This window comes from Paenibacillus sp. plas6 (genome assembly GCF_057221655.1).
This window is the reverse complement of sequence record NZ_CM170151.1, coordinates 4,237,341-4,250,208: the sequence shown is the minus strand read 5'-3', so window position 1 is coordinate 4,250,208 and position 12,868 is coordinate 4,237,341. Positions and strand designations below refer to the sequence as shown.

Here is a 12,868-nt window from a genome sequence, read left to right as displayed (position 1 = left end):
TATCGTTTTATATCATTAATAATTAATGAGATTAATCATTATTGCAGCAGCCTTCTGCTTCTTGAAGATGACCTGAACGCTCGATCTTTGTTTTCAAATACTTTTCATTATAGCTAGATACATCTCCCCAGAGCTGTACACGTCCCTCCACATCTAATCCAGCTTGACGAAGTGCGTTTAATTTACGCGGATTGTTCGTAATTAATGTTACTGGTTTTTGACGTAATGATTTTAGTACTGTAATTGCATCGCTATAATTTCGAGAATCATCAGCAAAGCCAAGTTTTAGATTAGCATCGACTGTGTCATAGCCATTTTCCTGTAATAGATAAGCAAGTGCTTTACTGAACAATCCAATTCCTCTGCCTTCATGATTTGCAAGATAAAACAATGCTCCTTGCCCGTGTTCGGCAATATGCTTCAATGATTGCTTCAGCTGATAACCGCAATCACAGCGCTTGCTGCCAAAAATATCCCCCGTATGACAAATTGAATGAAAACGAATTAGGGCATGATCAGCCTGCGCAAAATCTCCATGCACTAATACACTAGATTGCTGAAATTCAGCTAAATTTGCCGATTGCAGTTTAATAAGCATTTGCTCAAAACTATCAGTTGCTTCCTCACAACGAAGCCAGCAATACCATTGAAAGTGTAGCGTATTCCCATCTAGATTAATTGGCAGCTTAATAGGACCGACCAAGTAAATCCCACCTTTATCGGTTGGCAGCATCTTTATTTTTTCTTGCAAATTTTTTAATACGTTAGCTTCGATACTATGTACTTGCAGCATATTAAGCATTCCCTTCAGTGACAATCTTCAAGTTTTAACTACCTTTAGTTTATCTAAAGCTGTTTCTCCTATTCAAAATAACGCTAGGTTTCGCTAAACTATGAACTAACTATACGACAAAATCATTGATCAGAGCAATTTTAGCAATGCTCAAAGCAATAATCATCACATTTCCCTTCCTTTTTTCATGGTTCATGTTAAAATGTTAAAAGGAAGGGGGCAATTATGACTACTGAAGTGAATCCAAATAAGCAAAAAGAACGGGAAGAAGAATTTAAAAAGCTCGTCGCAGCGATATATACTCGTACATTGCAGATGTTGCAAACTGAGTTTCCCGAATTTAAAGTTGAAGGAAAAATTATTCATCATTTAAGCTTAGGACCTCTATTCGCTTATCAGCTAACGTCCAATGAAAGTGATGTTCACTATGCTTGCGGCTTCTTATTGAATGAATTATTGCAAAAGCATAAAGATCCTGCTGGAGCCCAACAATGGCTTGCTTCCTTCTATATTGACATGATCAATGAAGGAGTTAATAAGCCGTTACCTAGTGCACCTCAATCTAAAGAGGAAACTACGAAAATGTTCGATAAAGTCATTATGCCTCATTGTATTAAATCAGTGAGAGAAGAGTTTAATGATGAAAAAGTTCACATTGGACTTAGTATGCATGAAAAAGCAGGTCCAGTTGTTGAAGCAGGATTTCCGTCAATTAAAGAAGGCAATAATGTGTGTGCTATGCCAATCCAATTTTTATTAACATTACATTTGTTAAATCGCGACCCTGCTGAACCTATAGTAAATGCATTATATAAAATACGTGAGGATAACGGATTAGAGTAATAAAAATAACGCAGATTAGCTGCTTATGTAACTTAGTGCATAAGTAGCCAACTTGCGTTATTTTTTCTCACGTTTTCTATTTTTTTACTCAATCATCCTACCAAAGCCAATGATGAATGGATGGAACTACGTTGTTAGCTGCTAAGCCGCGCATAATTGCAAGAAATCCGATAATGATTGCGGTACAATTGCCAATTGTCCCCATTAGCCTGCGCCAGCGCTTTGAGGCTAGTGCGGTAACTGTTGCTGCAAGCACAAGAGCTGGTAAGGTTCCTAAGGAAAATACTAGCATCGTTAATCCGCCGCCATACCAAGTTCCAGTGGCAGCTGCTTGCATCCCCATTGCATACGTTAATCCGCAAGGGATGAAGCCAAATGCGATGCCTGTCATAAACAAGTAAAGCTTATCCCCACCACGAAAATATTTAATGACATTAACAAGATGGGCATGAATATATGTGGAAGCAGTTTCTAATTGTGGAATCGTAATCTTTCGCCATACCCAAAGCAGCAGCATACAGCCACCGATAATTGAGGCAATTCCTTTTATTCCACTCCAGGCAGCAGCCACATCTAGGAAACTACCAATTAAGCCAAGCACAGTGCCAAATATCGTATAAGATATGCCTCTGCCTAAATGATACAGCAGATTACTTAATAGCGCAGATCGTCTTGATTGCATCGTAACTGCTGCGACTAGCCCTCCACACATTCCCATACAATGCGCTGCACTCATTATGCCGCTCGTAAACACTAGCATTAGGCTACTTAGCATTATGCATGCTCACCTCCACTTTATTGAGACGACGATGAAGCAGCAATGCATTGCATACTACACAAAGTGAGCTAAGCGACATAGCTATCCCTGCCATCCAAGGCTCAAGTTTGCCTAATGCAGCAATTGGCAGCATAAAGCTGTTGTAAACAAGCGCAAAGCTTAAGTTTTGCCTAATATTTTTCACAGCCAGTTTGCTCATTTGGATTGCGAGGGGGATACTGGTAAGTTTAGAATATAGTAATGTCATATGACCTGCATGAAGGGCTGCCTCTGTACTGTTACTTAATGCAATGCCAATCGGCGCACTTGCTAACGCAGGAGCATCATTCCAGCCGTCTCCTACCATGGCAATAACTTGCTGATTTTGTTTCTTTCGCTGCATTAATTCAAGCTTTTGCTCAGGCAACAGGTCAGCATGGAAGTTGTCTATTCCTACCTCATTTCCAACACGTTTTGCCGAGCCAGCATGATCCCCAGTTGCCATACTGACTGCAATATTCATTTTTTGTAAATGCTCAATTGCAGGCGCACTAGATTGCTTAACGCGATCTTGTAATCCAATAATTCCAATACAGCGATCATCCAAATAAACATAACAAACGGTTTCACCTTGCCGCTTGCGCTGCTCAGCTAACACTTGAACATATGGCGGCAACGGTTTTTTCTCGGCAACTAACATTCGGTCATTACCGATAAGTAAAGTATGATGTCCATACTTCCCTACCACACCAAAGCCAATTCGATGCTGAGCATTATCAACGGTCACTTTTTCAACTTCATGTTCTTCACTAAACGAACGAATCGCTTGAGCAATTGGATGCTGGGCGTGCTCCTCTAATGCTGCAGCAAGAGCAATCATTTTTATTTTTGAAACGAAGAAACTGTGAATGTAACTTACACTGAGCTTTCCTTCCGTTAAAGTTCCTGTTTTATCGAATATGACCTCCTGCACCTGATGCAGTCGCTCAATTACAGCAGCATCTTTAACAATAACGCCATGCTTAACCAATCTTCGGCTTGCAATCGTTAATGAAATGGGAGCAGCTAAACCAAGTGCACAAGGACATGCTACAAGCAAGACCGCTAGTCCACTAAGAACTGCCTCACTTGGTTGTCCGCCTAATAATAGCCAGACGACTACCGTTCCAATCGCAAGCATCACAATTAACGGTACAAACCAGCGCACGACATTATCGACTTGACGTTGAATGCTTGTTTTTGAGCGCTGTCCTTGCTTAACTAGCTCTCTAATGACATTGAGCATAGTCTCTTTTCCAGTTGCTGTTGCTTCTATTATGAGCTCTCCTTGCGTCAATGTTGTCCCTGCCCACACTCGGTCTCCTTTTCCTTTGAAGATAACTTGCTGCTCTCCAGTTAAAAGTGCTTCATCAACATACGCCTCACCTTCAATAACAATACCATCTATGCCAATAAGTTGAGCCTGCGAATGATGAACACGATCTCCTGCTTTTACATATTCTACACGCAGCGGAATTAACTTCCCGTCTCGCTCTACAAACACCTCGTTTATCTGTAATTCAGCAAATGGCTCATGCTGCTCCTGCAAGCGGATGGAAGCCGTTAGTTCAATATATTTTCCAAGCAGCACAACGGTAATAACGACTGCTGATGTTTCAAAATATAACCTCGGATGGGTTGTGCTTGCATAGTCGATTAATCCTTGTAATCCATGGGCAAACACCTCATAGTGACTATATAAATACGCTGCAGTCGTTCCGATCACAACAAGCACATCCATATTTGCAAGCTTTTCTCGTATTGCATAATACGCACTAATATAAAACGGAATACCAACAATAAACTGTACGCAGGTTGCTAACACTAATTGCAGCCACGGAGCAAATAACCACTTCGGTAAAACTTCAAGCAGCGGATGAAGCAAGGGAATATGCTCAGCCATGGAGCAAATAAGCGGAACAGTAAACAAAATCGCTAATAACAAACGTTTTCTAAGAAGCTCCTTCTCCCGCTTCATCTCATCAAGCGTCGAGGTATATGGATATGCTTGAAATCCAAGCGAATTAATTTTTGCAATAATGCCAGCCAAATCCAACTTATTTGCGTTTCCTCTAATCCATGCTGTTCTGAGCGGATAGCTGACTGCCACATCTTCAATCTGCTCCAGCTTCGATAGACTGCGCTCAATTCGCGTTGCACAGGCTGAACAATTCATTCCAAGAACAGTTAATACTAACTCATCTTCAACTGATTCATTTTTGTGAGGGAACTGCTTCTGCATAATTGCTTCCTCCAATTCCATATAGACGATAACTACCGCTTATCTATAACCTATATGCTTTGTCCCGCTCATACATGCCTTCCCTTCAACAAAAAAGGACCGAGATCACTTTATAAATTATAGTGATTTCGATCCTGCACAGCAGTTTATTCACTTTCTTTGTTGCAAAATTTGCAGCTATAACACTGTAGATGTCTTTCGATTCTTAGCGTACGTAATAGTTTAATCTCGCTCATAGATTGAGCCGCTGCGACTAGCATATAACTCAGTATAAACCTTTTCTGCATAATGGTCAGTCATGCCTGCAATATAATCGGTAATTAAACGATACCAAGGATAATGAGCTTTATGTTGGTCGTATGTCTCAATCCAATCAGAAGGTAAAATTAACCGGCCTGCTGCTTCATCCTCCATACTTTCCCAAAGCTTATGAAGCATATTTTCACTGCGCTTTTGCAGACGCTGTACTCGAAAATCTTTAATCATGGTGACCCAAGCTAATTTTTTTAAGATCTCCATTGTACGCAACGTTTCCACATCTTCCGCACCTTCGCGTACAAACGTAATTTTTTTCCAGCCAGCTGTCTGACTATCCTCAATAATACCAATTCGAGTTGCAAAATGATTAACCCACTGTGCCTTCATCTCACGTCTAGAGCGAGAAATATCTCTGCCAAATTGGTCAAAAATGCTCTTCCATTGCTTATAATAATTTTCCAGTACATTTGTTACAAGCTGTTTGATGTCAATGTTTGACCAATGTAGGGCAGACATACTCGCTGGATCCTCGGTAATTTCTTTAACGACATTATCGATTAATCTAGACTCTAGTAAAAAGTCTTCTGTTAATTGAATCTTTCCGGCGCGAATTCCGTCCTCAATATCGTGGGTGGAGTAAGCAATATCATCACATAAATCCATTAACTGTGCTTCTAACGTACGACAGCCTAGAGGCATTTCCCATAAATCACGGAGAAACTTAATTGCCTCCCATTCGGTTTCATAAACTCCCTTAGTCGCTCCATCTTTACCAAGCTGATAAGGGTACTTGTTAATTGCCAGTAAAGAAGCAGCCGTCAGGTCCAGTCCTCGTTCGCTTCCTGCTCGCTTTTCTAAAAACATTAGAATTCGATAATTTTGAGCATTCCCCTCATAATGTGCCCCGTACTTGCTTTGTAAAATATGGTTTAAGACCTCCTCGCCACGATGCCCATAAGGAGGGTGTCCGAGATCATGAGCAAGTGCGGCAATTTCAACTACTTCAGGAACAAGTTTCAAACCAGGATGAATATCCTTATTTAGAAATGGATATTGCTTGCCTAGCTTGCGTGTCATTTCACGGGCAATTTGTGAGACCTCGATCGAATGCGTTAAACGAGTGCGATAATAATCACCAGAGCCAGCTCCGAAAACTTGAGACTTCCCTTGCAGCCGACGAAAAGCAGGAGTTTGAATTAATCTCGCATAATCCTTTTCATACTCCTCACGATCCTCACTAGATTTTGTATGCTCAATATCATTAAGTCGGTACTTACGAATGCTTTTCTTCATGATGCACTCTCCTTTCACAAGCTGTCTTTTCATTTGCTGTCATTTAATACTCTTTTTAATCTGTTACGTTAGTTAAACTGAGGTTTGCTCTGTCCATTTCGCAAGAAGCAGATTAAACCGCTCGATAAATTGAGCTTTACTCAGCTCGTCAAGAAAAATAGCTTCCGCTGCATTACGCTGCAACGTTAGCATTTCATCAATCGTTAAGTTGCATTTCTGCTGCAACGTATAAAGTTCCTTGGTCAATGATGTTTGCGATACAGTTAAGTTATCTGTGTTGACTGTAACGACAATCCCTTGCTCCATATAACGTTTAAGCGGATATTGCTCCCACGTTGCAACAGCCTTTGTCTGTAAATTACTAATTGGACAAAACTCGAGAGGAATTCGCTGCTCTGCAATGCGCTCAAGTAGCTGTTGATCTTCCTGCAGTCTTACCCCATGCCCAATTCGCTGCGCACCAAGCTGCTCAACTGCTACTGCGATGCTTTCAGCTCCTGCTGCTTCCCCAGCATGAATCGTTATTGGCAGATTAAGCCGCTTTGCTGTTTGAAAAACAGACAAATAAAGTTCAGGTGGATACAACGCTTCTGCACCTGCTAAATCTACTGCGACTAAACCTCTTTGTAAAAAGCGTGCCGCTTCGGTAATTACTTCGATATTTTGCTGCTCACTATGTCCTCGTAAAACGATTCCGATACAACGAGCAATAATGCCAAATTGCTGCTCGCCCCGTTCTAGTCCTGCAATTACAGCTTCATAAGTTTCCGCTACTGAAAGCCCTTGCTGACGATGAAGCTGTGGGGCAAAGCGCACTTCAACGTACTGAACATTGGCAGCAGCACATTGCTGCACAATTTCGAAAGCAACTCTTTCTATCGCGTCATAAGTTTGCATAAATGGCAATACAAAATCAAACGTACGTAAATAATCGTTTAAGCTTTGACAATTTTCTGGCGCGCTCATATAGCTAAGTAGCTCCTGCGGATCATAAGTCGGCAATGATTTACCCTGTTTTTTTGCTAAATCAATTAATGTTTGCGGTAAAACACTGCCATCTAAATGAAGATGCAGCTCTATTTTTGGTAAACTTTTAATTTGCTCAATTGATAACGTCATTGCTGCTCACTCTCTTTCTTCCGTCCTTTGCCTCGTACATATTTCAATAATGTACTACACTTATATTAAGAATATACAATTTAGCAAATAAATACAGCAGTAAGTGAAAAAAAACACTAGGAAGCAGCGCTGTTAGTTTCCAACAACGATGACCCCTAGTGGTTCTATCATTAGCTTTTTTCTTTATTTACCATAAACTACTGGTCCGTGCCATCCTAGATTGCCATCACTTACATTTGTAACCTCATATCCTTGGCGTGACATATATTCACACACTCGACCGCTGCGTGCCCCGCTACGACAAATAAAGATTACTTCACCTTCTACTTCATGCACCTCATGTTCACGTGCAGTAAATTCAGAAAGCGGGATAAGTCTTGCTTGAGCAATATGCCCTGCCTCCCATTCATCAGGCTCCCGAACATCGATTAAATTGATTTTATCTCCTGCTTCTAGTCGTTGCTGTAATTCATCAGCTGTAATTTCTTTATACATTGAAAACATCCTCTCATCTTCAAACATTCTGTATCAAATTTTACCTAATGAACAGTGGAATGTCTACTTTTACTCGTTAGTCTATTTTTTTCGACGATTTTTTGCAGCGAGTAGTCGGTTCATCGTCTCAGCCTTTGAATCTTTTGGTGCTGAAAAGCTTTCTCCATTCTGTTGATCATGCGGCATCGAGCTGTTTGCTGAATGTTTCGCATGAACTGTTTTGTCTTTAGCTCCGTTAGCTAAATTTGATGCATGAGCAGAGCGCTCTGCTTCCTGCTTTTCATGTTTAGCAGATTCTGTGGAAGCTTTCCCTTCCGCAGTACGATTAGCTTGTTTAAAGATAAGAGCTGAGTTTTCCGTTTCAGCATCCATTTCAAGCGGCATAAACTTTGTCCGCTCAGCAACGCTTTGCTTGCGCTGCTTTAATCTTTGTAATGACTCACTGCTAGACAGAGAGCGCTGACTAGTAGTAACTGAGCTTTCTCCAGAGTTAGTCAAACTGCGCTGAAACATTCTGCTAGCTATTGAACTAAATTTAGCAAACCAAGTTCGCCACGGCAAAGATAGCCGACGATTACCAATATCTATTAGCCACAGCAATAAAATAAGCAACAATATATATTTTGTCCAATCATCCTTCATCCTTAATTCAACTGGCTTAAACGAAAAAATGGACGAAGTATTATCCAGTGACAAAAGCTGTCCTCCTGTCATTTCAGCTAATGTTTTAAGACGATCAGCTGCTTGCTCCAGAACTGCATCCAGTCGATATTCAGCAGAATAAGGTATGACAAAGCCTGTCGTAATCCCGTTGTTTACTGTGTCGGTGCCTTGCTGTTCCCCGATTTGCGTAAAGTAAACGCCGCTTTCTAAGTCGCTAATATCCACCTCGTATTGTCCTGGAGCTACTGGAACAAGAGGTAAAATGCTACTTTCACCCTCATGCTCAATAGTCATGCCGAGATTGGCTTGACTTGACTGATCATGACTTGTAATCAACAGTTTCCCTTGCTCATTGGCTTCTACAGTATACGGGGTTTGTACAAACTGCGGATAAGTCCATCTTACCCATTCAGTAAAAACTTGAGAAAATTTCGGCCACGATACCCAGTCCGCACTCCATTTACCATTCACATCTGAAGTAAATGCGACACTTTTTCCTGCGCCAATATTCCATCGCGCTAAAAGCGGATCCTCCTGCGGAGACCAAAGCGCAATCTCAGCAGTCGATTTTGCACTAGTAGCGACGTATGCATCGAGCTTAGGCAATCCGTCACGCCATAGCTGCGACCATGATCCTGCGTATCCCTCAACCGGTGTTATTTCACCTTCCACAATATATGCCCGTGACATTAATGTTGCCTCTCGTGAGAAGATTGCAGGAATCGTTGAAGCGTCATCGGTATAATACGATCGGCCGTTACCATCCGCTGCTAATTGCTGTAAAAATCTAATATCAGCATCTTGACCAACCGCAACAGTTGACAATGTAATATTATTCTCATTTAAATTTCGCAATAACTCTTGATACTGCGGGGTATTTGCTGACATGCCGTCTGAAAGCAGGATAATATGCTTTCTTGCATCAGTTTGTAAATCGAAGCCATTATAAGCAGCTGAAAGAGCAGGATAAATATCTGTTCCTCCATCAGGCTGAATCGACATAATGCTCGATATAACACTTTCCTTATCATCAAGCTTGACTGGCGATACGACCCAATTGGGAACTGTATCAAAGGCAATTACCCCAACGGTATCGACTGAACGGAGCAGCTCTACAGTTCTTGCTGCTGCTTCCTTTGCTAACTCCATTTTCTCGCCATACATACTGCCTGACTGGTCAATAACAAGCATTAATTGCAGGTCAGGAATTCTTTTTTTGCCAGAAAGCTGCATATTAAGCGGCAATATAGTTTCAATTGGCGTATCAAAGTAACCTCCTGGCCCGTAGCTGTCATTTCCGCCAAGCATAACAAAGCCTACTCCGTATTGACGTACAGCAGCAGCAATATGCTCCATCTTTATTTGCGGCAAATCGACTGCACTTACATTATTAAAAATAATTGCATCATACTGAATGTAAGAAGCTAACTCATAGCTTAGTTCAATCGGTGAGATCGTACGATAAGCAATAAAGGAGGAAGAAAGTGCTGCTTCGATATTGCGAGAGCTTCCTGGCTCACCTTCAACAATAAGCACCCCTGCAGGCCCTGCTACGCGACTAAAGCTATAGTTGCTATTATTTCTTGACTCAGTGTCACCCTCCATCCTAATTACAGCACGATATTGCTTCATGCCTGAGCTTGTTGCAACAGCATCTACTAAATAGCTGTTTTCCCCTTGCACAAGCTCCACCGTTTGCTGGGCGATTAGAGCATCATCTTCATAAATAAGTAGCTCTGCACCTGCTTGATGAGTGCTGTCAATTGTAATGGCCAGCTGATATTTCTCCCCCTGCTTTAGCTGTGACGGAACTTTAAGGGCAGATATCGCCGCATCCTTATTAATTTTATGTGGCAATTGAACAACATCAACCGTTACATCCATTGCTTTCAAAAGTTGTGCTTCCTTTAAAAAGTCACCCGAAGTTTCTACACCATCCGTAAGCAGCACTATTTTTCCGCCGCGGTATTGGTTAAGCATACTTCCCGCCTGACGCAACGCCGCAGCAATGCTGCTGCCTCCCTCTTGCACAACGGTACGGAAAGCATTCCATGCAGATTGACCAGCGAGCGGCTGCAATGAACGATCAATTAATACATTTTCGCCGAAGGAAATAATCGCCAAATGATTACGTTCATCATTTGTTTTTATATTCTGTAAGAAAGCTAGCGCTCCATTATCGCTGCCAATTGAGTCTGAACGATCAACAACAATTGCGACATTCCGTTGCTTAGTACTGCTATAAGGCTGAACTCCTGCTACTAAGCAAATAATAAGCAGCACGATTAAACTGCGCAAAGCTATGGCAATTGTTTTACGAGTACCAGTTATTCGTGAAGTATAGCGATATTGATACCAAATAAAGAGTGGTAAAAGGATTAGTAGTAATAATAGCCATGGAGATGCGGCTGTTAAACCAAAGCTAAAGTCCACGTCTATACACCTCCCACTCAGCAAACACAAGCAATAATAGCAATGCTGCCAGCCATGGAACTAAGCTGCTCCAGCCGCTAGTAGCGACATTAGCAACGGTTTGATCTGCTTGCTCATTGCTGCTAGGCAGCAAGGCAGTAATCTTTTCGGCAATAAAGTCTGTACTATCTTCGCTTACGATTGCAGTCCGCCGTTGCAATTGCTCACCTTGTTCATTTTCCTCAACAAGCTCATATACGCCTGGAAAAGCGGGAGCAACAATCCTTAAATTAGACTCATTCATTATTTTTTCGCTTGAAGCTAGCTTGTGCTCACCCTTCGTTGCAATTTGCTGCCAATAGCTGCTGCTTGTTCCTGCCATTAACGAAATTGTCGGCTCTGAACCAACAAGTAAAAAACCTAACTGACTGCCTGATCCGCTTGCCATATATTCAATGCTTTGCATCATTAAGATAGGAAAAGTCGCTCGCAATGGCAAATCACTATCCTGTAAGGCAAAAGCAAATCTTAAAAACGGCTTTTGCTCATTTATTCCAGCGACAATGACAGGCGAACCACCGTATTCAACTAACACATCAACATTGCTTAGCTCAGCAGTACTTAGCTTTCTAACTGTTGAAATATACGTATCCTCCATCGAAAAATAGTTCGTGATCGGGTGTTCATTTACGACAGGCGCTTTATTAACCAGTTGTGCTGCTTCAGATCCGTCAGGGTGATCGATCACCCAAATTGGAAAGTTTGAAAACAACTCCGACCATTCTGTTTGCTGCTTGAGAGAATCGTAGTTTCCATCGACAATAATAAACTGTATTTTTTTCAAAGTCTCTCCGCTTGGCGGATTAGCTTCTGCTGTAATTTTTGTAATCCCAACATTCATTAGCTGTAATGCCTTTTCCAAAAATAAATTTCCTTGGGAAATGAGTAATGCCTCATAGCTATTTTGCTCTGCGATCAGTCCAAATTGTTCATTATTATAAACATTCGGATCATTGTCCTGCGAAACTAGCTTACTATAGTAATAATAAGCGCTTGGTAAGCCGTCAAATTGAAACGTCGTCAAGCCGCCAATCTCTGCTTGTTTTTGCAATTCATCTTGATAGATAACTTTGCCCTTCTCATCATAGGCAGTAACTTCCACCTTTAATTGTGAATTAGAAGGCAAAGGAGCATGCAACACAGTTACAAATGCAGAAACTCTCTCGCCTGTTTTAGTTAAAGTAAAGCTTCGAATCGAATTATCGAATTGATGAGCGGAGCTGCTGTATAAATGCCAGGTTTCATTTATAGTGCTAGTGTTCTGGAGCGTTTGCTCAGAAACTTTATAGCGCTCATCAACAAAATAATGAACATATGACTGCTCGTCCTGTTCAGCTAAAGCACGCGCTAAACTCATTGCTGCTTCATCATCTGACACTCCGTAATAAGGAGTAATATTTTTAATCGCCTGCTCAATTTCTGCCTTTCGTTTAGCATGATTTAGCACGATAGTTGGATAATCACCATTGGTAACAAGCGTTACCTCTCCTCCAACTAATTCATCATCTAACCAATCGATCAGTTCTTGTTTAGCGCTTTGCAAATAACTATCACCCGATGCTAATGTTGATGTTGCCATACTGCTCGAGCGATCAAGCAAGATCACTACATGATTTTTCTCTGTAAGCTGCTTTTCAATTACAGGCTCCATTAAAGCTAATACAATTAAGATAGCAGTTATCAGCTGGAGCCAAAGCAGCAGCCGCTGCTTCAAGCGCTGCCACGGCTTATTGGCCTCCTGCTCCTGCAATGCTCTGCGCCAAAGTAAATGACTTGAAATCGACTTTGGCTCGTAACGCTTCTTTAAAATATACATTGCGATAATAAGCAAGCAGGATAACGCATACCATGCCGATGCTGTTGATAGCCAGTGCAAGCTGCCACCTCCTAGTTA

9 protein-coding genes are annotated in these 12,868 nt (G+C 41.5%); 1 reads left to right on the top strand and 8 read right to left on the bottom strand.

Going from position 1 to position 12,868, the window contains the following annotated elements; translation table 11 throughout:
• Window positions 1-31: 31 nt before the first annotated feature.
• The gene (locus tag AC2TDL_RS18830; RefSeq protein WP_484697594.1) at window positions 32-793 is read right to left on the bottom strand and encodes a GTP cyclohydrolase II; all 762 of its coding nucleotides are present in this window, start codon (window positions 791-793) and stop codon (window positions 32-34) included.
• 225 nt (window positions 794-1,018) lie between these two features.
• Here AC2TDL_RS18830 and AC2TDL_RS18825 point away from each other — a divergent pair, with 225 nt between their 5' ends.
• Entirely contained in the window at window positions 1,019-1,636 is a 618-nt protein-coding gene (locus AC2TDL_RS18825) for a hypothetical protein (protein WP_484697593.1), read from the top strand.
• A gap of 97 nt (window positions 1,637-1,733) precedes the next feature.
• Here the strand turns inward: AC2TDL_RS18825 and AC2TDL_RS18820 are convergent, their stop codons facing one another.
• The 7 genes from AC2TDL_RS18820 to AC2TDL_RS18790 form a co-directional block, all read right to left on the bottom strand.
• Entirely contained in the window at window positions 1,734-2,411 is a 678-nt protein-coding gene (locus AC2TDL_RS18820; protein WP_484697592.1) for a sulfite exporter TauE/SafE family protein, read from the bottom strand.
• Window positions 2,401-4,674 carry a heavy metal translocating P-type ATPase gene (locus tag AC2TDL_RS18815; RefSeq protein WP_484697591.1) on the bottom strand — a complete coding sequence of 758 codons (2,274 nt, stop codon included), beginning with the start codon at window positions 4,672-4,674 and terminating at the stop codon, window positions 2,401-2,403. Before AC2TDL_RS18815 ends, AC2TDL_RS18820 begins: the two co-directional genes overlap by 11 nt.
• 222 nt (window positions 4,675-4,896) lie before the next feature.
• Window positions 4,897-6,225, bottom strand: coding sequence for a deoxyguanosinetriphosphate triphosphohydrolase family protein (locus AC2TDL_RS18810; RefSeq protein WP_484697590.1), 1,329 nt, complete (start codon window positions 6,223-6,225; stop codon window positions 4,897-4,899).
• Between the two features lie 72 nt (window positions 6,226-6,297).
• Window positions 6,298-7,344, bottom strand: coding sequence for an adenosine deaminase (gene add, locus AC2TDL_RS18805; protein ID WP_484697589.1), 1,047 nt, complete (start codon window positions 7,342-7,344; stop codon window positions 6,298-6,300).
• 183 nt (window positions 7,345-7,527) lie between these two features.
• Window positions 7,528-7,839: a rhodanese-like domain-containing protein gene (locus tag AC2TDL_RS18800; RefSeq protein ID WP_484697588.1), complete on the bottom strand. Its 312-nt coding sequence runs from the start codon at window positions 7,837-7,839 to the stop codon at window positions 7,528-7,530.
• Between the two features lie 81 nt (window positions 7,840-7,920).
• A complete protein-coding gene (locus tag AC2TDL_RS18795; RefSeq protein WP_484697587.1) occupies window positions 7,921-10,935 on the bottom strand; it encodes a VWA domain-containing protein in 3,015 nt (1,004 codons plus the stop codon).
• Window positions 10,925-12,850 carry a vWA domain-containing protein gene (locus AC2TDL_RS18790; RefSeq protein WP_484697586.1) on the bottom strand — a complete coding sequence of 642 codons (1,926 nt, stop codon included), beginning with the start codon at window positions 12,848-12,850 and terminating at the stop codon, window positions 10,925-10,927. Before AC2TDL_RS18790 ends, AC2TDL_RS18795 begins: the two co-directional genes overlap by 11 nt.
• Window positions 12,851-12,868: the final 18 nt, after the last annotated feature.